We start from the raw sequence: 22,691 nt of genomic DNA, 5'->3' as shown, positions 1-22,691 counted from the left end.
GATCAGCCGTAGCAGGCGATGCGGGCGCGGCGCAAAATCTTGTCTTCCAATGAATAATAGAGCCAGATCGCATCGGGCATGACAAGGCACGATGCCGCAAAGGCAATGTCGGTGGCGTCTCGGCTGCGTGCGGGTGGCGGCAACAGGATCGGCTCGATGCCGCGCCCGGTAACGCGCGAAAAATCGGGCGAGAAGCTGATCCAGCCAATCCGCCAGCGCGCATCGGCGGTGGCGCCGTTGTAGAACATCACCGGATCCTGGCCATCGCGCTGAACGATCGGCCCGGTCGAAAGGTGCCAATTGTCCCAGCTATCTTCCCGCACGGTGAATGGATCGTCGATCACTGTCCACGGCCCTTCCAGCGATGGCCCGGCAGCCAGGCCGATGCGCGAGGCGTTGTCCCTGGCATATTCGTAAAACAAGCGAAACGTGCCGTCGGGCGCCCGCGCCACGGTGGCTTCCTTGATATTGCCTTCGCCCTCGGGCGCCTTGAGCAGCACGCGATGCTCGCGCAGGTCGGTCAACGAGGGCCCTTGCGCCACCAGCAGTGATCCTTGCGCGCGCTTGGCGTCCACGCCGGTGTAGAAGATGGTATAGTGGCCGTCTTCGCCATGGACGACGGTGGGATCTTCGCAGCCGCCGGCATCATCGGGATGCGGGCCGGGCGTGATGGCCGGGGCATGGCGCATGGTGAAACAACGGCCATCGGATGAATCGCCCGCCCAGATCACACCCGTTGGATCGTTTGCAAGCAAGGGGTTGGGTAGCACTCTTACCAGAAGAAGGTAACTGTCGCCCTCGGTCCAGACGAATGGGCTCATCAGGTCGTCATGCGCGAGGCGGCCTTCCGGCCCGGCGATATCGAGCGTCACCTCCTGAAGTTCTTCCACCACATAGGCAACCATGGCTCAGGCTCCTTGCGCAACGGTGAGCGACAGCGCGCCGTCGATGGTGACGGTGGTGCCGGTGATGTAATCGGCCTGCGGCGAGAGCAGGAACAGCACAAGATCGGCCACTTCCTCTGGCGTGCCGGCGCGGCCCCAGGGAATGGCCGCCTGCTTGCGCCGCAATTCATCCGGGTGATCCAACGCGGACTGGTTCATCGGCGTGAGTATCATGCCCGGCGCCACGCCGTTGACCGCGATGGCCTTGGGCGCGAGTTCGAGCGCGAGAGTTCTGGTCAGTTGCGCCAACCCGCCTTTGGCCGCGTCATAATCCACCCCGCCGGGACGCGGCGCGTTTTCATGGATCGACGAGATGTTGACGATGCGGCCGCCATGTAGCGTGGCTGCCGATGCCAGGCCGCGCACCAGGCGCCGGCAGGTCAGGAACGGGCCATAGAGATCGGCGCGGATCAAGCGATCGAACTGGGCCAGCGCCATATCCTCGATCATCACCCCGGTCATGTTGAGGCCGGCGGAATTGACCAGCAGGTTGACCGGGCCAAAGCGGCGCTCGGCCAGATCGAACAGGCGTTCCACCGCGTCTTCCTGCCCAACGTCGGCAGCGATCGCGGCCGCCTGCCCGCCGCCCTCGGCAATGGCGCCCACCACCGCATCGGCGGCATCGGCATCCTTGAAATAGGTCAGCACCACCGGCACGCCGGTCTTGCCCAGCTTGAGCGCGGTGGCCCGGCCAATACCGGATTCCCCTCCGGTCACGATGGCGACGGAGGCGGGGCGAAAAGACGGGGTGGGGGAGGTCATGCGCCAGATAACGCTGCAAAACATGTTCGGTGCCGGGCGATCGCGCTGCCCCGCCGACAGCGCGCGCAATCGTGCGATGGCCGTCATACCACGGCAACATTTGCCGCCTAATCGCCGCCTTTTCCATGGGGGGGTGGCGATGCATTGCCTGGTGGTGGAAGACGATCCGGTGATCGCCGCGCACGTGCTCGACGGCTTGCGCGCCGCCGGGCGATCGGCCGATCACGCCGCCACCGGGCGGGCTGCGCTCGAGCGCTTGTCACGCGGCCGCTATGACGCCGTGGTGCTCGATCGCATGCTGCCCGATCTGGGCGGGCTGGAGGTGTTGAGCGCGATGCGCGCGGCGGGCGATGCGCGGCCGCCGGTGCTGGTGCTGAGCGCGCTGGGCTCGCTGGCCGACCGGATCGAGGGGCTTGAAGCGGGCGGGGACGATTACCTGGCCAAGCCCTTTGCCATGGAAGAACTGCTCGCGCGCCTCAACGCGATCACGCGGCGGCGGCTCGGCCCGGCCGAGGCGGCGCGCCTCGCAGTCGGGCGGCTGGTGCTCGATCCCTCGCGCCATAGCGCGGCCTTTGCCGGGCAACAGGCGCTGCTCAACCGCAAGCTCTATTCGCTGCTGGCCCACATGATGCGCCATGCCGACAAGGTGGTGACGCGCGACATGCTGCTCGAACATGTCTGGGGCTATGCCTTTGCGCCCACTACCAACATCGTCGAAAGCAACATGAGCCGGCTGCGTACCCGCCTGCTCGACCTGGGCATCGATCCGATCGAAACCCAGCGCGGGCATGGCTATGTGCTGCGCAGCGGGCTGTGCGCGTGATCGCCGGCAGCATCGCTTCCGCGCGCGGCGGGCGCGAGGCGGCGTTCCCGCTGGGCATGGGCCGCCTGGCGATCCAGTTCGGCGCGCTGTTTGCGCTGGCCATGCTGGCGATGGGGCTGGTGGTCTTTGCCGTGGCGCAGCAACGCATTGCCCGGCGGATCGATGACGCGCTGGAATACCATAGCAGCAAGTATCTGGCGCCGGAGAACGGCCAGTCGGTGAACGCCGCGATCGTCGCCGCGCGGATCGAGGCGTGGCAGCAGCAGAAGGCGCTGAGCGAGCGCACCTATATCCTGTTTGCCGCAGATGGCCGCCTGCTGGCCGGGCGGCTGCGCATTCCGCCGCCGCCGCCGGGCTTTTCACCGGTGCGCTATGTCAGCCGCGCGCATGTGGTGCACAAGGGGCGGGCGCTGGCCACACGCCTGCCCGATGGTGCGCTGTTCGTGGTGGTGCAGCACAGCGAGGCGGCCGAAAGCCTACAGGCGATCCTGCCTGGCGTGATCGTGGCGATCTTTGCCAGCGCCCTATTGGCGGGGCTGGCCGCAACCATGCTGTTTGCGCGGCAGACGGCGCTGCGCCTGGCGGAAACCCAGGCCGCAGCCGATGCCATCGCGCGCGGTGACTTGTCGTGCCGCATCGCCACCGATCGGCTTGATGGCATGTTTGCCCAGCAGGCGGCCAGTCTTAACCGCATGCTCGATCGCATGGAAGAACTGGTCAACGCGCAGCGACAGTTTTCCAGCGCCCTGGCGCATGACCTGCGCACCCCGCTGACCCGGCTGCGCGGCCTGCTGGCTGCGGCCAATGCCACCGCCGATACCGATGCGCTGGTCGAGCGGGCAGAGCGCGAGTGCGCCTCGGTCATCGCCATTTTCGATGCGCTGCTGCGCCTGGCCGAGCTGGAATCGGGTCGCCATCCCACTGCCGTCGCCCCGCTCGACCTGGGTGCCTTGGTGGCCGATGTGGCCGAGACGATGGAGCCGGTGCTGGCCGACCACGGCGGCGCGCTGCGCCTGGGCCGGGTGGACTCATCGGTGGTGCGGGCCGATGCCGGGCTGGTCAACCAGTTGCTGGTCAACCTGCTTGAAAACGTGGCGACGCACACCCCGCCCGGCACCACGGCCACGCTGCGGGTGGAGCAGCGCGACGAGGGCGCGATGGTAATCCTGGCCGACGATGGCCCCGGCCTAGCCCCTGCGGATCGCAGCCGCGTGGTGCGCCCGTTCGAACGCGGCCCAGAAACCGCCGGCCGGCGCGGCAGCGGGCTAGGCCTGTCCATCGCCCAAGCCATCGTGCGCTTTCATGGCGGCACGCTGGCCCTGGCCGACAATGCCCCGGGGCTGGAAGTGCGGATGATGTTTCCGGCGTGATTGGCCGCGTTTGCGTTAGGTTTCCACCACCCCCCGACCCCCTCATCTGAAGAGGATGGGGAGAACAGCGCTAAAGCCCCATCCTCTTTAGAGGAGGGGGTTGGGGGTGGTGGGAACCCTGACACCCACCCCCAAAACATTCTCAATTTGCAATGTTGCGGGCAAATCATGCCAGGTGCGGAACTTGTCGCACAAATGTCATGGACGGTGCCTAGCGGGTCGGCAGGCGCAACGGGAATGGCCCGGCGCCCATGGGGTTTCACACGATGCGATTCTTCCGGTCTGCGGCCGCGCTGGCGGCTGCCTGCATGGTTGTGCCTGCGGCCCACGCGGCCGATCATGCCGATCCGGCGCCGCGCTGGCTTTCGGCAACGACGTTTGCGCCCGACCATGCCTTTGCCCCGCCGCCCGCGCCCGGCTCGCTGGAGGAAAAGCTCGATCTCGATCGCCTGCGCGCGCTGATCGCGGCGTCTTCGCCCGCGCGGATCACCCAGGCCGATTGGGATGGCGAGCACAAGGAGCCGGCGATCTTTGACAAGGCGCTGGGCAAGGACATTGCCACATTGCCCCATACCCTGGCGCTGGCCAATCTGGTGCAGGACGAAGTGGAGCGCGTGGTCGCTGCTGCCAAGCATCACTTCCGCCGCGCCCGACCGTTCATGGTCGATCCCGCCCTGCCGCATTGCGGCAAGGGCGAGCAGGCGCTCAAGGCCTATCCCAGCGGGCATTCCGCCTTTGCCTGGTCGGTCGCCTGGACGCTGGCGCAGCTCGCACCCGACCGCGCTGCCGCGCTGATGGCCAAGGCGCAGGATTATACGCTGAGCCGCGAGATCTGCGGCGTGCACTTTGCCACCGACGTGGAGGCCGCCCACGGCATGGCGACCGCCGCCGCGCAGGCCCTGCTTTCCGATCCCCGCCTTGCCCCGATGGTTGCGGCTGCCCGCGCCGAATGGCCGGCGCACTGACCGCCTTTTCCCTTCTTCCTGATGATAAATTGAGGAACATCATGATCAAGCACCCCCTGCGCGCCGCCCTGCTGGCCGCCTCCAGCCTGCTCGCCTGCACGGCCCACGCAGCCGATGCCCCCGCCACTGCCGCCGCAGAAGCGGCCCCGGCCGCATCCGACCCGCAATCGACCACCGCCAACCAGGCCGGCCAGGCCAACGACGCGCAGTCGCTCACCTCGTCCGACATCATCGTGACCGGCAGCCGCGCCGCGCAAGTGGCGCCGATCACCGCCTCGCTCACCACCACGCAGCCTCAGGCCGCGGTCAGCCGCGAATTCATCGACAACGCCAACGCCGCGTCGGATTTCAACCAGCTGATCGCGCTGACCCCCAGCGTGAGCATTTCGGGCAGCAACAACGGCACCGGCTTTACCGAAACCAAGGCGACGATCCGCGGCTTCCAGGATGGCGATTACAACGTCACCTATGACTCGATCCCGTTTGCCGACACCAACAACCCGACGCACCATTCCACTGCGTTCTTCCCCACCACCACGATCGAAACCGTCGTGGTCGATCGCGGCCCGGGCAATGCCAGCCAGCTGGGCCAGGCCACCTATGGCGGCAACATCAACATGTATTCGCGCGCGGTGAGCGACCAGATGGGCGGCCAGGTCCAGGGCCTGCTCGGCAACTGGAACACTTTCATCGGCCGCGGCGAATTCCAGAGCGGCGCGATCGACAAGCTGGGCGGCGCCAAGTTCGTGCTCGCCGGGCAGTTCCTGCGTTCGGACGGCGCGCTGACCAATTCGCCGGTCAATTCCAAGAACCTGTTCGCCAAGGCGGTGATCCCGATCGGCACGGCCAACACGCTGACGCTGCTCAGCACGTGGAACCGCAACTTCTATTACCAGTCCGACCTGCAGAAGGGCGCCACCTGTGGCACCGGCGGCACCGCGCTGGCCGCCGGCACGCAGCTGACGGCTGACAACTGCACGCCCACCTCGCAGATCGGGCAATATGGCCTCAACTATGGCCTGGGCAGTGATCCGACCAAGCAGGATTACTGGAAGTACAATCGTACCGAAAAGACCACCGATTTCTCGTACATCCGCCTGCAGAGCAAGCTGGCACCGGGCCTGTCGCTCGACAACCGCGCCTATATGTATGGCTATACCAACAACACAATGTCGGGGAACACCGGCTCGGTTCTGGCGCTGAGCGGCGCTGGCACGGTGGCTTCGCCGTACAAGACCACGACGGTGGCGGGCGATATTCCGGGGTACTACAAGCTCAACAAGTATCGCGTGCTGGGCTATATTGGCCAGGTCAATTATGATTTCGCGCTCGGCAAGATCCGCGTGGGCGGCTGGTATGAGCACGCCGACACCGACCGCGCGCGGTTTGACCTTGATCGCACCACCGGCATGCCGTCGTACAACGAAAAGTTTGCGCCGGTAACCGGCGTCGGCACGCTGCCCAGCGCGGCCTATGCCAACATCAACTACCTGCAATATTCCAAGTGGAACCAGTACCAGCTGTTTGCCGAGTTCGAGTTCCACCCGATCGAGGCGCTGTCGATCACGCCGGGCGTCAAGTACGTGCACTTCAACCGCTCGATCAGCGGGCCGGTCAACCAGAAGAGCCGCAATCCGATCGACACGGCCGCCACCTGGACCAAGACGCTGCCGTTCGCCACGATCAACTGGCAGGCCAAGGAGAACTGGTCGTTCTATGGCCAGTATGCCCAGGGCATGTACGTGCCTGACCTGTCGAGCTTCTACACGCCGTCGGGCACCTCGACCGACCAGGCCGTGCAGCAGCAGAACCTGGCCAAGCTGCAACCGCAGACCTCGACCAACTATCAGGTCGGCACGGTGTGGCACGGCAGCCACGTCTCGGTTGACGTCGATGGCTATATCATCAACGTCAACAACAAGATCGCCGCCGATACCTCTACCGGGGCGCCCTCCAACGCGCTCGTCAATATCGGCCAGGTCCGCTACAAGGGTGTGGAAGGCCAGGTCAGCTTCGTGCCCGTCACCGGCCTGACGCTGTTTGCCAATGGTTCGTACAACTATGCCCATTCGGTCACGAGCGGGGCACAGATCGCCAGCGCGCCGTTCTCCACTGCCGCGCTGGGTGCGTTCTACAACCACAACGGCACGCGCGTATCGTTCAGCCAGAAGTTCACCGGCCCGCAATACGCCACCGAAGCGACCGCTGGCGCCACTGGCCCACGCAGCTATCGCATCGCGCCCTATGGCGTGGGCGAGTTTGCCATCAGCCAGATGATCGCCAACCGCTTCCGCATCGGCGCCACGGTGTCGAACGTGTTCAACAACCGCGCGATCACCTCGATCGCCAATGGCAAGACCTATGGCGTGGACGACCAGTTCCAGTTCCTGGCGCCGCGCTCATTCATGGTGGATGCGCGCATCACGTTCTGATCGGGCCAATGTTGCGCAATGGTCACTTTTCTTGAAGCGGCAGGGCGGTTACGCCGTGTTGCTAGGGAATGGCGATATTGCGTGAGGCTTCGCACCACCCCCAACCCCCTCCTCTAAAGAGGAGGGGGCTTTGCCCGGTACTCCCCCTCCTCTTTAGAGGAGGGGATCGGGGGGTGGTGCGCGGCCAAGCACAGAAATAGAAAAGCGAAAACAGTGAGGCGCAGACTATCCATCACCGCTGCCTTGCTCACCGCCACGGCCGGCTGCGCGCCGGTGCCGCCCGCGCCGGTCAACCTGACGGCCCGCAGCGCAGCGCGGGTTACAACACAGCTTGAAGAGCCAAAGCTGCGCCAGATCGCCCAAGGCATTGCCCCTGCCGCGCCGCAGATGGCTGACAGCCTCGACCGGCTCGACCTTTTCGCCGCGATCCTGGCGCAAGACCCGCGCGTGGCCGAGGCGCGCGCGGCGGTGCTTTCCGCCCAGCGCGATGCCCGCGCCGCGCACAAGGTGGCCGCGCCCACGTTCACGCTGTCGAGCGAATATGCCAACGATCCCAGCACGTCCTCGCCGTGGCTGCTGGGTGGCGCGGTCAACCTGCCGCTCGATATCGGCGGGCGGCGATCGGCGCGCCTGGCCAAGGCAGACCTGGCCGTGCTGGTCGCCCGGCAGGATCTGGCCGAAATGGTCTGGTCCGAACGCGTGGCGCTGCAGCGCGGCTTGATCGATGCCATGGCCGGGGCCGAGCAAGTGCGGCTGGGCACCGACATCCTGGCGCTGCGCGATCGACAGCTGGCCGTGCTGGAAGACCGCGCGCGGCGCGGGGAGATCGCCAGTCTTGACCTCTATCCCTATCGCGCGGCCCGGGCGGCGGCGCTGCGCACGCTCAATGATGCGCACGCACGGGCCGCTGGCGGGCGCGCGGCCGTGGCCGGCGTGCTGGGCGTGCCAGTCAGTGCGCTTGATGGTAAAGCGCTGCTGTGGAACGATTTCACCGAGCCTCAGGCCAACCTGCCGGCGCTGTCGGCGGCGGAGCGGGCAAGGGCGATTGCCGCGCGCGCCGATGTGCTGCGCGCGCTCGCCAGCTATGACCAGGCCGAGGCTGACCTGCGCGCGCAAGTGGCGCAGCGCTATCCCGCCGTCAGCCTGGGGCCGGGCTATACCTGGGAGCGTGGGCTGGTGAAGCTGCCGTTCGCGCTCAACCTTTCGCTGCCCTCGTGGGACTTGAACCGCGCTGCCATTGCCGCAGCTGAAGCGCACCGTGCCCAGGCCGGCGCCACGATCGAGACCACGCTGGCCAACGCCCAGGCCGCGATCGAGGCGGCGCAGACCGAGCGCACGGCCGCGCAAGGCGCGCTCGCCCGACTGCGCGGGGAAGAGCTGCCCGCCACGGCCCGCGCGGCCGACAAGGCCAACCTGCAGTTGAAACTCGGCGCGATCGGCACGGCCGATTGGGCCGCCGCGCAGATCGCCGCGCAGGAAGCGCAACTGGCCCAGGTCGATGCGCTTACCCGCGTGCGCAGCGCCGATCTTGCCCTGGAAGACGCGCTGCGGCGCCCGCTTGATGGACCCGAAACGATGATCGACCCCGCACTGGTGCAACCATGGCTCTAGGGCGCGGCGCCTTTTCCGCGCTGCTGCTCGGCGGCGGCATTGCCTTGGGCGCGTTGGGCGGATGGGGTTATGCCCATTTCGCGGCGCCCGATGGCGATGATGCGCCCCACGCGGCGCCGGCCGCACCCGCCAACACGACGGGCGCACTCGTGGTGGACGATGCCACACGCCGGCGCGCCGGGATCGTGACCGCAGCGCTTGCCACCACGACGCAGAGCCAGGGCGAAACCGGCTATGCCCGGGCGCTCGATCTGGGCCCGCTGGCCGCGATCGGGGCAGAAATCGACAGCGCGCGGGCGGCCGCGTCCGCCTCTGCCAGGGAGGCCGCGCGTCTGGCCGCATTGGCGGGGGCCGATGCCGGCGCCGCGCAGCGCGAGGTGGAAAGCGCGCGCGCCCAGGCCCGCGCCGACGCCGCCCGCCTCAACCTGGCGTGCCAGCGTGTGACGTTTGAATTCGGGGCCGGCCTGTCGCACCTGGGCTGCGGCGCGGCCGAAGCATTGGCGCGGCAGGCCAGCCGGGGCGAGGTGGCGATCCTGCGCCTCGATTTCCCCGCCGGCGCGCCGCCCGCCGGGGCCATGGTGCAGATCGACCTGGCGCCAGGCAGCACCCAGGTGCGCGTGCTTGGCCCGGCCGCAGCGGGGGACACCCAGTTGCAGAGCGGCGGCGCGCTGGCGCTGCTGACCGGCCCGCAAGCGCCGCGCATCGGCGTGGGCCGCATTCTGGCGGCCACCACCTCGGCCACCGGGCCGGTGCGGCAGGGCGTGATCGTGCCCCGCAGCGCGATCGTGCGCGCCGATGCCGGCCTGTTCGTGTGGCGCGCCACTAGCCCCGATCGCTTTGAACGCGTGCCGCTGGAAGACGGTCGCGCCCTGGCACCCGGCTGGTTCGTGCCGATCGGGCGCCTGCACGGCGGCGATCAGGTGGTCGTCGCCGGCGCCGGCACGCTGCTCGGCCTGGATCACGCCGCGCCGCAGCCCTCGGCCGACGGCGGGGACGATTGATGCTGTCGGCGCTGGTCAGGCAATCGCTGCGCCATCCCTGGCTCGTGCTGCTGGGCGCGGTGGTGCTGCTGGCGCTGGGCGTGACCACGCTGCGCAGCGCAGCCTATGACGTGTTTCCCGAATTCGTGCCGCCCCAGGCCAGCGTGCAGACCGAGGCACCGGGCCTTTCGCCGCAACAGGTGGAAATGCTGGTCACCCGCCCGCTCGAGGCGGTGATCAACGGCGCCAATGGCGTGGAGACGGTGCGCTCGCAATCGATCCAGGGCCTGTCGGTAATCGACATCACCTTCCGCGAGGGCAACGACGCCTATCGCGCGCGCCAGCAGGTTTCCGAAGCACTGGCCGATGCGATTCCGCGCCTGCCGCCCGGCGTCGATACCCCGCGCCTGACGCCGCTGGTGTCGTCCACGATGGACCTGCTCAAGATCGGCTTGGTGTCCCAGCGCCTGTCGCCGATGCAGCTGCGCGACCTGGCGGAATGGACGATCAAGCCGCGCCTGCTTTCGGTGCCGGGCGTGGCGCGGGCCAACGTGTTTGGCGGGGAACAGCGCCGCATCGAGGTCCGCGCCGATCCCGCCCGCCTGCTCGCGCGCGGCATCACCTTTGCCGATCTGGGCCAGGCAGTGAGCGCGGCGGTCAATGTCAACGGCGGCGGCTTTGCCGATACGCCCAACCAGCGCATCCTGGTCGATCCTGGCCCCAGCGCCACCACCGGCGCGCAGATTGCCGCCGCCGTGTTGACCACCGGCCCGGGCGGGACCGTGCGCATCGGCGATGTCGCGCAAGTGGCGGATGCCGCTGCGCCGCCGGTGGGCGACGCGCTGATCATGGGCAAGCCCGGCGTGCTGATGACACTGTCGAGCCAATATGGCGCCAACACGCTCGACACCACGCGCGCCCTGGAACGCGCGATCAACGATATTGCCCCGGCCTTGCGCGCGCAGGGCGTGACACTTTACCCGGCGCTGCATCGCCCGGCCAACTTCGTCGAAGTCGCGCTTTCGGGCATCACCGTCGATCTCGCGATCGGCGCGGTGATGGTCTTTGTCGTGCTGCTGGTATTCCTGCGCGATGTGCGCGTGGTGATGATCGCGTTCGTATCGATCCCACTGTCGCTGCTCGCCGCGCTGATCGTGCTCGATCGCACCGGGCAGACGATCAATACGATGACACTGGGAGGCCTGGCCGTCGCGCTGGGCGTGGTGATCGACGATGCCATCGTCGATATCGAGAATATCGTGCGCCGACTGCGCGGCGTGACTGACGAAGCCGACCGCCGCGCGATCATCGCCGCCGCCTCGATCGAAGTGCGCGCGCCGGTGGTCCATGCCACGTTCGTACTGGCGCTCACCATGCTGCCGGTGATCCTGTTGACCGGCCTGCAAGGCGCGTTCTTCGCGCCGCTGGGCCTGGCGTTCCTGCTCGCCACGATGGCCTCGCTGGTGGTCGCGCTGTCGGTAACGCCGGCGCTGGCGCTGATGCTATTGCGCGGGCGCAACCCGGTGGCCGAACCGGCGCTGCTCGAACGGTTCAAGAATTGGCACGAAGGGCTGATGCGCCGGCTTTGCGCGCGGCCCGGCGTGGCCGCCGGGGCGATTGCGACGCTGGGCGCGCTGGCACTCGTCGGAACGCTGTCGTTCGGCAGCGAGCTTTTGCCCACGTTTCGCGAGCAGCACTATGTGTTACAGGTGAGCGGCCCGCCGGGCGCCTCGCTCGCCTGGATGCGCAGCACCGGGGAAGAGCTGTCGCGCCGGCTGCTCGCCATTCCCGAGGTCTTGAGCGTGGAAGAGCAGATCGGCCGCGCTGAAGCGGGCGAAGATACCTGGCCGCCGAGCCAGGGCGAGTTTCACCTGCGCCTGAAATCGGTGGGCGGGCGGGGCGAAGACACCGCGCTGGCTGAAATTCGCGCCGCCCTGGCCGCCACCCCGGCGTTGCAGGGCGAGGTGACGACATTCCTGGGTGACCGCATCAGCGAAAGCCTTTCAGGCGAAACCGCCGCCATCGCGATCAGCGTGCAGGGGGCCGATCTCGACACACTCGATCGCACCGGCGCCACGATCGCCGCGGCGTTGCGCAGCGTGCCCGGCGCCACCGATGTGACCATGAAGGCTGCACCCGGCACGCCGATGCTGGGGGTTACGCTCGATCCCGCACGCATGGCGCTGCACGGCGTAACCGCGGCCGATGCTGGCGATGCCATTCGCGCCACCTTCGCCGGGCAGACGGTGGGCCAGGTCGTGCTGGCCGATCGCGCGATCGATGTTGCCGTCACGCTGCCGCCAGACTTGCGCCGCGATCCCGAGGCCTTGGGCGACACACTGGTGCGCGCCTCGGCCGGCGGGGCCAGCGGCGGCGCGGTGCGCCTCGCTGATATCGCCACGATCTCACCGGGGGAGGCGCGCGCACTGATCGCGCATGAGGGCGGGCTGCGTCGGCAGATTGTCACGGCCAATGTCGTGCCCGGCCATGCCGTGGCGGATGTGGTCAAGGCCGCACAAGCGCGCATCGCCCGCGATGTGGCCTTGCCGCCCGGCGTGTTCCTGTCCTGGGCGGGCACGGCTGAAGGCGCGGCAGCGGCGCAGCGCCAGTTGCTCGCGCATGTGGCCTTAGCGGGCGTGGCGATGGTCGCGCTGTTGATCCTGGCCTTTGGCGGGGTACGGCCGGCCTTGCTGATCCTGGCGGGGATGCCGCCGGCAATGGCCGGGGGCGTGCTGGCCGTGGCGTTGACCGGGGGCGTGGTTTCGCTGGGCGCGCTGGTCGGCTTCATCGCGCTGTTCGGGATTTCCGCACGCAATGCCATCCTGCTGGTTGCCCATGTCGATCAACTGGTGCTGGGGGAAGGGCGGCCGTGGACGCTCGACACCCTGCTCGAAGCCACGCGCGAGCGGGTGACGCCAATCCTGCTTACCGCGCTGGTCACCGCCTTTGCCCTGCTGCCCGTGGCGATCGAAACCGGCCAATCCGGCCGCGAAATCCAGGGACCGATGGCCGTGGTGATCCTGGGCGGCCTTGCCACCTCGCTGCTGCTGACTCTGCTGCTGTTGCCCGCGCTGGTGTGGCGCTGGCGGTTCAGCGCAGTAACACCAGCGCCGATGGCTGACTGAACGGCACCGTCTGAACCCTTTCGCCCACCACCCCGGTCTGCGGATCGCGGCGGAACACGACGATGGCATTGCTGCCCTGGTTGCCCACCAGCACGAAGCGGCCATCGGGCGAAAAGGTGAATTCGCGCGGCTGGACGCCTCCCACCGCGCGGCGATCGACCTGGCGCAGGCTGCCATCGGCCGGGTCGATGGCAAAGCTGACCAGTACATTGTCGGTGCCGCGATCGGTCACCGCCAGAAAGCGCCCATCGGGTGAGAGATGCAGTGCTGCCGCGCCTACCTTGCCGGCAAAGCCGGGCGGGGTGAGCGGGATAACCTTGCGCAGGGCAAGATGCCCATCGGCATGATCGAGCACGGCCACCGCGCCGGCCATTTCCAGCGTGACATAGGCCTGCCGTCCACCGGGCGCAAAGACCATGTGACGCGGGCCCGAACCCGGCGGCAGGGCGAGGAATGGCTGCCCCGGCAGCGCGCTGAGCGGATGCTCGGCATGCGCCGCGTCATAGCGGTAGATCTGAATGCGATCGGCGCCCAGATCCTGGGCAAACACAAACTGGCCATCCGGCGACGAGACCACTGAGTGAACATGGGGCGAAGCCTGGCGATCGACGTCGACCATGCTGGCGCGGTGGGTCTTGATCTGCGCCACTGGCGCCAGGCGGCCATCGGCCAGAACCGGGGCCACGGCCAGCGTGCCGCCCGGATCGGCCGAAACCGAATAGTTGGCAATGAACAGGAAACGGCCATCGCGGCTGAGGCTGGCGTGGGTGGGTTCTGCACCCAGTGACCCGACGCGGTTGAGGAACGCGAGGCGCCCGCTGCGCGGATCGACGCGATAGGCCGATGCCCGGCCAACCGGATCGGGCTGGCCGTCGCTGTTTTCGTTCACCGCATAGAGGTGGTGCTTGTCTGCCGAAAGCGTCAGCCACGACGGATTGCTCGCCGGCATGACCTGCTGCGGCCGTGCGGCGATATGGCCGGTGCGGGCATCGAAATCATAGACGGCAATGCCTTGGCCGCCCCCGCCGGTATAGCCACCGACCAGCAGCGGTTCGGCCCCGGCCGCACCGGGAACGAGCAGCGCTGCAACCATCGCGGTCGCCAGGCTTTGCGCCAAGACCTTGAAACCCATATCCGCGCTGCCCTCTATCGAAACCAAACCGATCGCGGACTGGCCGTTGCGCCGGCCGCCGTCAAGGGCGCAGCAGGTCAGGCGGCCAGTTAGGCCGCATCCATCAACTGGTTGGGGCCACCATGTTTGGCAGCATTAGAGCGCACCGTCGGCCGCAGCGCGCCCTGCGAAGCGCCACGACTGACACTTTACCTAGGCGCTTGGGTAAAGTGTCACCACTGGCTAATCGACACGGGCCTGGCCGCGCGTGCATCCAGGGGATTCACAAGGGCGGCGGTTTGTGCTTGAAATGTTCGCATGTTTCAGCCCGATCTCTTTGCCTCGGAGCCTGCCACGTCGCTGCCGCCCTCACGGGCCGGACGGCGGACAAGGCGTGCGCTGGCGGGGAAGGGCGCACCCGTGGCTGGGTCGGATGGCGCCGCCGATGCGGCGCGGGTCCAGCCGCCGCATGACATCGACCTGCCGGCCGTACTGGAAAAGCTGGCCGAAGTATCCACCCGGCCGCGCTATACCTTCATGGTGCTCAATCTGATTGCCCGAGCTGCCGGCACGTCAGACAGCGCGGGGCCCTATGTGCGCGAAGGGGGCCAAGCCATTCCCGTGCGCGACTGGTTGAGCGATGCCCTGATCCCGATGGCACAGCGTGATGCCCGGCGGCGCGCCGTGGTGGAAGAAGTGCGCGGACAACTGGCGCGGAAAGGGACATTGCCGGCTGATCCGGCGCAGGCCGAACAGGCCATCGCCACCGAATTGCGGGATCGGCTGCGCCATTCCGGGCGCACCAATGTCAGCCGCGCAGTGTCCGATCTGGTGCGCGCCGGGCTGATTCGGCGGCATTACCAGGGCTATTGCGTCGACCATAAAAACCGCGGCGCGCAGCGTGAAGCGGTTTATACTATTATACCAGCGGTCAAACGCGCACTTGGCCACGTGGCCTGAACCACCAACACCTGGTTGATGCGTGCTGCAGACAAAAAAATGGCCAGCCCGAAGGCTGGCCTTTGAAAGTTTGGGAGAGGATGCCTGAAAGGCCCGTTCCAAATGGGTGATTTCAGCATATTCCGCAAGTGCGAAACAGGCCAGTACGGTTGCACAGCATGCAACTGACCGAAAGCTTCATTTAACATAACCTTTATTATGGAACTAGCGGCGCAGGCTATGTCATGTGGCACTGGCCTGGCTTTGCCACATAATCCTTTGCCGTCACAGGCTTGGCACGCCATAGCTGGCACTGCACACTCGCCGACCGGCCACGTGGCCGCTGTCCGGCGATGATGGAGGCGAATGACGATGCCTGCAATGCCTCGCTTTCCTGCGCCGATGCGCCAGGCTCTCGCCACGCTGCTGCTCGCCGGTGCCGCGTTTGCGCCGCACACAGCCATGGCCCGCAAGCCGGCCAGCCTGCCGATGGCCACCTGCATCAACCTGGGCAACCACCTGGACATGGCCCATGGCGGGGAAATCCAGCACAATCGCCTCGGCGCGGCCGATTTCGCGCGGATCAAGGCAGCGGGCTTTGATACGGTGCGCCTGCCGGTCAACTGGTCGAGCCACAGCCTGGCAACGCCGCCCTATACGATTGATCCGGCGTGGTTCGCCCGGGTGGACCAGGTGGTGGATGGCGCCCTGCACGCAGGGCTCAAAGTCATTCTCAACAGCCACAATTTCGAGGCGATCAACACCGATCCGGTGGGCGCCCAACCGTGGTTTACTGCTGTGTGGCAACAGATCGCCGATCACTATGCCAGCCGCCCGCGCCAGACCTTGTGGTTCGAGATCGAGAACGAACCCAAGGATGCGCTCGACAATGCCAATCTTGTCGCCACGTTTGCGCCGGCGCTGGCGGCCATTCGCCGCCACAATCCCAATCGCCCGGTGATCATCGGCGGCGAGAAATGGAGCAATATCACCTCGCTCGCCACGCTGAACCTGCCCGATGATCCGCAGGTCTGGCCCACGTTCCACTATTACGAACCCTTTGCCTTCACCCACCAGGGTGCCACCTGGGTATCGCCCTCCCCGCCGCTGGGCCGGACGTATGGCACGCCGGCCGATCTGGCGCGGCTGCCCGTGGATGTGCAGCGGATCAAGGCCTATGTCGCGCGCACCGGCAAGATCCCGCTGATGGGCGAAACCGGTGCGTTCGAATCCATTCCCACAGACCAGCGCATCGCCTATTACCGCAGCGTTTTCAAAACGTTCCGCCCGTTGGGCGTGCCGATCTGCGTCTGGGCCTATACCAACACATTTCCGTTCTTCGATTCCCACAAGGGGCAGTGGATTCCCGGCCTGCGCGGCGCGATCGGTCTGCCGGAAACCAGCCCCAAGCGCTGACCGGGCCTGCTCCACATGGCGGAAACAGGCCCGGTACGCGGCAATCAGCCCTGCATCTGTTCGAGCGTCACGCCCTTGGTTTCGTTGACCATGGCGCGCACGAAGAAGAACGACACGGCCGCCGCCGCCGCATAGAACGAATAGGTGACCGCCAGGCCCGGCGAGACGACCAGCGCGGGGAAGCTGACCGAAATCGCCGCATTGGCGATCCACTGGGCAAAGCCCGAGACGGCCAGGCCCGAACCGCGGATCTGGTTGGGGAACATTTCACCGAGCATGACCCACATGATCGGGCCCCAGCTCATGTTGAAGAACACGACATAGGCATTGGCGGCCAGCAGTGCGATCACGCCATTGTTGCCCGGCAGCGACACCGCGCCACCGGCGCCATGCACCGCCGTCGAAAACGCCCAGGCAACGATCCCCAGCGTCACCGCCATGCCGGCCGAGCCGGTGAGCAGCAGCGGCTTGCGCCCGATGCGATCGACCAGCAGCAGCGTGGCGAGGCAGCCCGCGATGGACACCACGCCCGAAATGATGTTGGTTTGCAGCGCATAGCTTTCGGAAAAGCCCACGGCCTGCCACAGCGTGGCGCCATAATAGAACACCACGTTGATGCCGACCAGTTGCTGGAACACGGCGAGGCCGATCCCCGTCCACACGATCGGACGGATGCGCCCGGTGGCGCGGTCGATCAGGTCGGAAAGCTTGGGACGGTGGTGGTCTGCTGCCAGGCTCTGGCGGATTTCGGCAACGGTGCGGGTGGCACTGGCGGCACCGAGCAGGCGGGCGAGCACGGCATGCGCGCCAGCGTCATCGCCCTTGGCCACGAGATAGCGCGGGCTTTCCGGAATGCCCATGAGCGCGAGGAAATAGATCGCCGCCGGCAGCGCCTGCAGCCAGAACATCCAGCGCCACGCCGGCTGCCCGGCCCACAGGATTGCCGTGGATTCTCCCGCAACATGCGCCAGGATATAGTTGACGATAAAGGCGCCGGTCAGCCCGGTGATGATCATCACCTGCTGCACGCTCGACAGGCGCCCGCGCACGTTGGCCGGCACCACTTCTGAAATATAGACTGGCGAAATCACGCTGGCCGCGCCCACGCCCAGCCCGCCGATCACCCGTGCGACGATGAAGATGAGCGAAGAGCCGGCAGCGCCAGCGAGGATCGCGCTGGCCAGAAACAGCACCGCCGCCAGCTTCATCACCCCGCGCCGGCCGATCTGGTCGGCCAGGCGCCCGGCCCCGAATGCGCCGATCGAAGAGCCGACGAGAATGGCGCCGACATTGACACCGATGCCCACCTTGCCCAGTTCGAACGCAGCCTCAAGGCCCTTTTGCGTGCCGTTGATCACCCCGGAATCATAGCCGAACATGAAGCCGCCGATCGTGGCCACCGCCACGATGGCGCCGATCAGGCGCATGTTGACCGCGCTTGGTGCCAAATCGTTCATCCTGTCCTCTCCCATATGTCTTTTTATACCCGCGCGAGATGGGCCGGTAAGCCGGCCACCCCGGGATCGAAGGCGAAGAGCGCACCCGCCAATGGCTGGGCCGCGCGCTCTGCCGTGCTCAGGCCCTTGGTTGCCGTGGTGGCATAGGCGGTGCGCAAATCCGGACCACCGAACGCAACCTTGGTCACGTTGGCCACGGGAAATGGCACGACGCCGATCAATTTTCCCGCCGGGTCGTAGCGGCGCACGGCCCAACCGGCGAAGAGGCCAACCCACAGGCAGCCTTGCGCGTCCACCACCGGTCCATCCGGATAGCCGGCGCCGTCCTCGATTTGCGCAAACAGGCGGGTGCCGGTCACACGCCCGTCGTGCACCATGCTCGCCCAGATGCGCCGGCCCAGCGTATCGTGGTGGTAGAGCGTGTGCCCATCGGGCGAGAAGGCGGGCCCATTGGTGATCGAAACCGGCGGCAGCCCGCTATCAATGCAGCCATCTTGATCGAGGCGATAGATCCGCCCGCTTTCGTCGGTTTCGGCATCGTCCATCGAGCCCAGCCAAACCGCGCCATCGGCCGCGACCGTGGCATCGTTGAGGCGGTTGCCCGGCAGATGCGCCTCGGGCGCGCAGAGCAGGGTAAAAATGCCGCTTGCCGGATCGAAGCGGTGCACGCCGGTTTGCAAGCCGGCCAGCAGCGTGCCATCGGCGCAGGGCAACACCCAGCCCACTTGCGCGGGCGCCGGCCACGTGGCGGTTTCACCGCTTGCCGGGACAATGCGATGGATCGCCGGCGCCTTGATATCGACGAACCACAGCGCGCCTTCGTGCGCGGCCCATACCGGGCCTTCACCCAGCGTGGCCGCCAGTGGCCACACCGCCTGCGGCGTCGCCCCGGCGATGACCGGGACATGGGCCGGAACGTGCGCTGCGCTCAACGCCATCCGGCGTCGACCCAGTATTCGTGCCCGGTGATCAGGCGCGCATCGTCAGAGGCGAGGAACAGCGCCAGCGCGGCCACATCGGCCGGCATCAGCCGCCCATCAAGGCATTGCGAAGCCACGATCTCGGCCTCACCCTCGGGCGTGTACCACTGTTCCTGGCGCGGAGTCTTGACGTTGCCGGGAATGATCGCGGTCACGCGGATATTGTCGCGGCCCAGCTCGCGCGCCAGGCCACGGGTCAATCCCTCGATCGCGGCTTTCGCCGTCTGGTAGATCACCAGATCGGGCAGGCCCAGGTGCCAGCTGATCGACCCGAGGTTGATCACGGCACCGCCACCGGCGCGCTTCATCGCCGGCACGGCGGCCTGGGTGACGAAGAACTGGTGCTTGAGGTTCACCGCCATCCGCTCGTCCCAATAGGCGGGCGAAACCTCGTCCACGGCATGGCGATCATCGTTGGCGGCGTTGTTGATCACCACGTCGATCCCGCCCAACTGCGCCTCTACCTGCGCCATCATCGCGGCGATCGCATCGGCATCGCGCAAGTCGCAGGGCAGGAACAGCGGCGCGGGCGCGGCGCTGTTGCCCAGCCGCGCCGCCACGGCCTCGCCCTGCTCTTGGGCGATGTCGCAGAACGCGACATGAGCGCCCTGGGCCACGAAGGCTTCCACCAGGCCTTCCCCGATGCCGCTGCTGCCACCGCTGATGAATACGCGCTTGCCGGCCAGGCTGGGATAGATCGCGCGGTGGGATGCACCGTTGAGCGCGCCATTGGCGCCGCTCATGCCGCGCGCCCCAGCAGGCCGCGCTGCGCCAGGTTGGCATAAAACGCGGTGATGCCCATGGTCCAGGGCGCGGCCTGCGGACAGGTGACCACGGTATTGACCAGCTTGCCCAGGCGCGGGGTGGCGATCGTCACCACATCGCCCACCTTGTGGGTAAAGCCGCGGCCGGGATCGTCGCGATCCTGCACCGGGGCAAACAGCGTGCCCAGGAACAGGCAGAAACCATCGGGATAGTGATGTTCGCTCAAGGTCTGGCGCACCAGGTCGAGCGGATCGCGGCTGATCTGGTTCATGCTGGAATGGCCTTCCAGGCGATAGCCATCGGTGCCTTCGATCAGCAGGTCCACCTCGGCCTGGCGCACATCGTCGAGCGTGAAGCCATCATCGAACAGGCGGACCAGCGGCCCGAGCGAGCACGAGGCGTTGTTATCCTTGGCCTTGCCCAGCAACAGCGCGCTGCGCCCTTCGATATCGCGCAGGTTCACGTCGTTGCCCAGCGTGGCACCCACCACCGTGCCGGCAGCATTGACCAGCAGGACCACTTCGGGTTCGGGATTGTTCCAGGTCGAATCGCTGCGCACGCCGATTTCGGCAAGCGGGCCAACGGTCGCCAGCACCGGCGCCTTGGTAAACACCTCGGCATAGGGCCCGATCGCCACTTCCAGGTATTGCGACCAAAGGCCATCCTCGATCAGCAGCGCCTTGAGCGCCTCTGCCTCGGCCGAACCGGGCACGACCGAGCGGATCGAGCCACCAACGCGGTCTTCGATGCGGGCGCGGATTTCCTGCGCCTTGCCAGCATCGCCCCGCGCGCGTTCCTCGATCACGCGTTCCAGGGTGGAGGTGGCGAAAGTTACCCCGCAGGCTTTCACGCACTGCAGGTCGATCGGGCTGAGCAGCGGCAGCGCCAGCGAATCGAGCCGGCCGAGCGCGACCCCGGCGCTGGCGTCGAGCGGCAGCATGTCGACGAGCTGGGCAACGGTGGGCGCCACGCCGGCCATGTCATAGGCCACGCCCTGCTCCACCAGAATCGGGCTTGGCCCGGCCGCGGTTTCCACCCGCCCGAGGAATCGCCCGGATTCCCAGTCTGCCGGCAGCAGCGCTGCGATGGATGACACCCCGTCCATTTCCTTCTCCCCAACCCTCGGGCAATCGTTGACAAATTCTGATAGCGCTACCATCATGCAATGCGGCTCGCTGTCAAGTGGTTTTGAATTGGCACGGCAAAGAACACGGCCGGTCCGCCCTGGGCCAGAGCCGAACTTACCAACAGGGAGAAGACGATGCTTGGTGTTGTGCCCAACAGCCAAACGGAAATTCGGCCTCGCCGGCGCGCGGCCAAGACCCTGATCGCGGCCCTGGCCAGCCTGATGGCGCCGATGGCGGCGCAGGCGCAAGGCGCTGCTTCGCCGACCGCCGCCCCCCTTCCCCGCATAGAGCGCACCGCGAAGGGCGCGATGCTGATGGTCGATGGCGCGCCGTTCCTGATGCTGGGCGCCCAAGCCAACAATTCCAGCAACTATCCCGAGCCGCTCAAGAAAGTATGGCCCACGATCGATGCCATGGGCGCCAACACACTGGAAATCCCGGTCGCCTGGGAGCAGATCGAGCCGCGCGAGGGGCAGTTCGACTTTTCCTGGGTCGATCATGTCGTGGGGGAGGCGCGCAAGCATGACAAGCGCCTGATCCTGCTGTGGTTTGCCACGTGGAAGAACACCGCGCCGGCCTATGCCCCGGAATGGGTCAAGCTCGATCCCAAGCGCTTTCCCCATATGCTCACGGCCAAGGGCGATGTGCACTATGCGATGAGCCCGCTGGGCAGCGAAACGCTCAAGGCCGATACCCGCGCCTTTGCCGCACTGATGCACCACATCGCCCAGATCGACCCGCAGAACACCGTCATCATGATGCAGGTGGAAAACGAGGTCGGCAGCTATGGCAACGTGCGCGACTTTTCGCCGATGGCGCAAAAGCTGTTTGCCGGCCCGGCGCCGCAGGCGCTGCTCAAACACTATGGCAAGCCGGCCGGGCAGACCTGGGCCCAGGCCTTTGGCAGCGACGCCGACGAATATTTCCAGGCGTGGTATGTCGCCAGCTATCTCAATACCGTGGCCAAGGCCGGCAAGGCGGAAAAGAACCTGCCGATGTATGCCAATGCCGCGCTCGCATCGGCATTTGGCCGACAGAGCGCGACGACCTATTCCAGCGGCGGCCCGGTGCACCACGTGATCGATATCTACAAGGTGGCTGCGCCCGCGCTCGATCTGGTGGCGCCCGATATCTACAACCGCGATGAAAAGGCGGTGCACGCCTATCTCGATCTCTATGGCCGGCCAGACAACCCGTTGATGGTCCCCGAAATCGGCAACGACGCGGAATATGCGCGCTTTTTCTGGGACGCGCTGGGCAAGGGCACGATCGGCTATTCCCCGTTCGGGATGGACCAGACCGGCTATTACAACTTTCCGCTGGGCGCCAAGGGGATCGACGACACGATCAACGGCTTTGCCCGGATCTATCACCTGTTTGCCCCGATGCAGGCGGTCTGGGCCAAGGCGGCGGCGCAAGGACAGGTGCACGCGGCCAGCGAACCGGCCGATCCGGCGGCGGGCCACAAGCGCGAACTGCTGATTGGCCGCTACAAGGCGACGCTGGGCTTTGGCCAGGATGCGTTCGGCTTCGATCCGCCGCGCGGCAATCCGCATCCCACCGGCGGCGCGGCCATTGCCCAGCTTGGCCCGGATGAATTCCTCATCACTGGGTTCGACACGCGGGTCACGCTCAATCTCGCCACGCCCGCGCCCGGCGAAACGCTCACTCTGCTGCGTGCCGAGGAAGGGCATTACGCCCCGGACGGCAAGGGCGGGCAGGTCTGGGTGTTCGATCGGGTGTGGAACGGTGATCAGATCGACTATGGCTTCAACTTCACCAGCATCGGCCAGGTGCTCAAGGTCCGCTATGCGCGGATGAAAGGCACCGGCGTGATCGCAGCCGGCGCCGAGCATTGAGGCAGGCGGCCGGCCACAGACGTTG

At 66.9% G+C, this 22,691-nt stretch carries 17 protein-coding genes; 10 read left to right on the top strand and 7 right to left on the bottom strand.

The window, feature by feature from the left end; translation table 11 throughout:
* Positions 1 to 2 precede the first annotated feature (2 nt).
* Positions 3 to 905 carry a glycosidase gene (locus IP65_RS07650; RefSeq protein WP_022677801.1) on the bottom strand — a complete coding sequence of 301 codons (903 nt, stop codon included), beginning with the start codon at positions 903 to 905 and terminating at the stop codon, positions 3 to 5.
* Between the two features lie 3 nt (positions 906 to 908).
* Complete coding sequence (locus IP65_RS07645) at positions 909 to 1,706, bottom strand: SDR family NAD(P)-dependent oxidoreductase (RefSeq protein WP_043610543.1); 798 nt, start codon at positions 1,704 to 1,706, stop codon at positions 909 to 911.
* Positions 1,707 to 1,845: 139 nt separating this feature from the next.
* Between IP65_RS07645 and IP65_RS07640 the strand changes: the two genes are divergently transcribed.
* From IP65_RS07640 to IP65_RS07610, 7 genes are all read left to right on the top strand, one after another.
* A complete protein-coding gene (locus tag IP65_RS07640; protein ID WP_054131306.1) occupies positions 1,846 to 2,529 on the top strand; it encodes a response regulator transcription factor in 684 nt (227 codons plus the stop codon).
* Positions 2,526 to 3,899 carry a HAMP domain-containing sensor histidine kinase gene (locus IP65_RS07635; protein WP_231627605.1) on the top strand — a complete coding sequence of 458 codons (1,374 nt, stop codon included), beginning with the start codon at positions 2,526 to 2,528 and terminating at the stop codon, positions 3,897 to 3,899. The genes IP65_RS07640 and IP65_RS07635 overlap by 4 nt, the downstream gene beginning before the upstream one ends.
* 308 nt (positions 3,900 to 4,207) lie before the next feature.
* On the top strand, positions 4,208 to 4,864 hold the full coding sequence (locus IP65_RS07630; RefSeq protein WP_169048573.1) for a phosphatase PAP2 family protein: 657 nt from the start codon (positions 4,208 to 4,210) through the stop codon (positions 4,862 to 4,864).
* Between the two features lie 41 nt (positions 4,865 to 4,905).
* The gene (locus IP65_RS07625; protein ID WP_054131304.1) at positions 4,906 to 7,296 is read left to right on the top strand and encodes a TonB-dependent receptor; all 2,391 of its coding nucleotides are present in this window, start codon (positions 4,906 to 4,908) and stop codon (positions 7,294 to 7,296) included.
* A 213-nt stretch (positions 7,297 to 7,509) separates the two neighbouring features.
* Entirely contained in the window at positions 7,510 to 8,907 is a 1,398-nt protein-coding gene (locus IP65_RS07620) for a TolC family protein (RefSeq protein WP_231627604.1), read from the top strand.
* Positions 8,898 to 9,908, top strand: a complete 1,011-nt coding sequence (locus tag IP65_RS07615; RefSeq protein ID WP_054131303.1) for a hypothetical protein — start codon at positions 8,898 to 8,900, stop codon at positions 9,906 to 9,908. The genes IP65_RS07620 and IP65_RS07615 overlap by 10 nt, the downstream gene beginning before the upstream one ends.
* The gene (locus IP65_RS07610) at positions 9,908 to 13,012 is read left to right on the top strand and encodes an efflux RND transporter permease subunit (protein ID WP_054131302.1); all 3,105 of its coding nucleotides are present in this window, start codon (positions 9,908 to 9,910) and stop codon (positions 13,010 to 13,012) included. Before IP65_RS07615 ends, IP65_RS07610 begins: the two co-directional genes overlap by 1 nt.
* Here the strand turns inward: IP65_RS07610 and IP65_RS07605 are convergent.
* The gene (locus IP65_RS07605) at positions 12,978 to 14,144 is read right to left on the bottom strand and encodes a lactonase family protein (protein ID WP_197279231.1); all 1,167 of its coding nucleotides are present in this window, start codon (positions 14,142 to 14,144) and stop codon (positions 12,978 to 12,980) included. The two genes, IP65_RS07610 and IP65_RS07605, sit on opposite strands and share 35 nt — an antisense overlap.
* Positions 14,145 to 14,441: 297 nt before the next feature.
* Between IP65_RS07605 and IP65_RS07600 the strand changes: the two genes are divergently transcribed.
* Complete coding sequence (locus tag IP65_RS07600) at positions 14,442 to 15,083, top strand: hypothetical protein (protein ID WP_082349931.1); 642 nt, start codon at positions 14,442 to 14,444, stop codon at positions 15,081 to 15,083.
* 351 nt (positions 15,084 to 15,434) lie between these two features.
* The gene (locus IP65_RS07595) at positions 15,435 to 16,478 is read left to right on the top strand and encodes a glycoside hydrolase family 5 protein (protein ID WP_231627603.1); all 1,044 of its coding nucleotides are present in this window, start codon (positions 15,435 to 15,437) and stop codon (positions 16,476 to 16,478) included.
* Between the two features lie 44 nt (positions 16,479 to 16,522).
* Here IP65_RS07595 and IP65_RS07590 read toward each other — a convergent pair whose 3' ends face one another.
* The 4 genes from IP65_RS07590 to IP65_RS07575 are packed head-to-tail and all read right to left on the bottom strand — an operon-like array spanning position 16,523 to position 20,785.
* The gene (locus IP65_RS07590; protein WP_022674696.1) at positions 16,523 to 17,935 is read right to left on the bottom strand and encodes a sugar porter family MFS transporter; all 1,413 of its coding nucleotides are present in this window, start codon (positions 17,933 to 17,935) and stop codon (positions 16,523 to 16,525) included.
* Between the two features lie 23 nt (positions 17,936 to 17,958).
* Positions 17,959 to 18,873 (bottom strand): SMP-30/gluconolactonase/LRE family protein, encoded by a 915-nt coding sequence (locus tag IP65_RS07585; RefSeq protein ID WP_022674697.1) that lies wholly within the window; start codon positions 18,871 to 18,873, stop codon positions 17,959 to 17,961.
* Entirely contained in the window at positions 18,864 to 19,658 is a 795-nt protein-coding gene (locus IP65_RS07580; RefSeq protein WP_022674698.1) for an SDR family NAD(P)-dependent oxidoreductase, read from the bottom strand. The genes IP65_RS07585 and IP65_RS07580 overlap by 10 nt, the downstream gene beginning before the upstream one ends.
* On the bottom strand, positions 19,655 to 20,785 hold the full coding sequence (locus IP65_RS07575) for a fumarylacetoacetate hydrolase family protein (protein WP_022674699.1): 1,131 nt from the start codon (positions 20,783 to 20,785) through the stop codon (positions 19,655 to 19,657). The genes IP65_RS07580 and IP65_RS07575 overlap by 4 nt, the downstream gene beginning before the upstream one ends.
* Before the next feature lie 156 nt (positions 20,786 to 20,941).
* On the opposite strand from IP65_RS07575, the gene IP65_RS07570 reads away from it, so the two are divergent.
* On the top strand, positions 20,942 to 22,666 hold the full coding sequence (locus IP65_RS07570) for a DUF5597 domain-containing protein (protein WP_022674700.1): 1,725 nt from the start codon (positions 20,942 to 20,944) through the stop codon (positions 22,664 to 22,666).
* Positions 22,667 to 22,691: the final 25 nt, after the last annotated feature.

It is taken from the genome of Novosphingobium sp. AAP1 (assembly GCF_001295765.1).
GTDB lineage: Bacteria > Pseudomonadota > Alphaproteobacteria > Sphingomonadales > Sphingomonadaceae > Novosphingobium > Novosphingobium capsulatum.
This window is presented reverse-complemented; position numbering and strand designations above follow the sequence as displayed.

Coding starts and splice junctions, on each gene's coding strand:
- IP65_RS07650 (WP_022677801.1), bottom strand. CDS start 905: ATGGTTGCCTATGTGGTGGAAGAACTTCAGGAGGTGACGCTCGATATC.
- IP65_RS07645 (WP_043610543.1), bottom strand. CDS start 1,706: ATGACCTCCCCCACCCCGTCTTTTCGCCCCGCCTCCGTCGCCATCGTG.
- IP65_RS07640 (WP_054131306.1), top strand. CDS start 1,846: ATGCATTGCCTGGTGGTGGAAGACGATCCGGTGATCGCCGCGCACGTG.
- IP65_RS07630 (WP_169048573.1), top strand. CDS start 4,208: ATGGTTGTGCCTGCGGCCCACGCGGCCGATCATGCCGATCCGGCGCCG.
- IP65_RS07625 (WP_054131304.1), top strand. CDS start 4,906: ATGATCAAGCACCCCCTGCGCGCCGCCCTGCTGGCCGCCTCCAGCCTG.
- IP65_RS07615 (WP_054131303.1), top strand. CDS start 8,898: ATGGCTCTAGGGCGCGGCGCCTTTTCCGCGCTGCTGCTCGGCGGCGGC.
- IP65_RS07610 (WP_054131302.1), top strand. CDS start 9,908: ATGCTGTCGGCGCTGGTCAGGCAATCGCTGCGCCATCCCTGGCTCGTG.
- IP65_RS07605 (WP_197279231.1), bottom strand. CDS start 14,144: ATGGGTTTCAAGGTCTTGGCGCAAAGCCTGGCGACCGCGATGGTTGCA.
- IP65_RS07600 (WP_082349931.1), top strand. CDS start 14,442: ATGTTTCAGCCCGATCTCTTTGCCTCGGAGCCTGCCACGTCGCTGCCG.
- IP65_RS07595 (WP_231627603.1), top strand. CDS start 15,435: ATGCCTGCAATGCCTCGCTTTCCTGCGCCGATGCGCCAGGCTCTCGCC.
- IP65_RS07590 (WP_022674696.1), bottom strand. CDS start 17,935: ATGAACGATTTGGCACCAAGCGCGGTCAACATGCGCCTGATCGGCGCC.
- IP65_RS07585 (WP_022674697.1), bottom strand. CDS start 18,873: ATGGCGTTGAGCGCAGCGCACGTTCCGGCCCATGTCCCGGTCATCGCC.
- IP65_RS07580 (WP_022674698.1), bottom strand. CDS start 19,658: ATGAGCGGCGCCAATGGCGCGCTCAACGGTGCATCCCACCGCGCGATC.
- IP65_RS07575 (WP_022674699.1), bottom strand. CDS start 20,785: ATGGACGGGGTGTCATCCATCGCAGCGCTGCTGCCGGCAGACTGGGAA.
- IP65_RS07570 (WP_022674700.1), top strand. CDS start 20,942: ATGCTTGGTGTTGTGCCCAACAGCCAAACGGAAATTCGGCCTCGCCGG.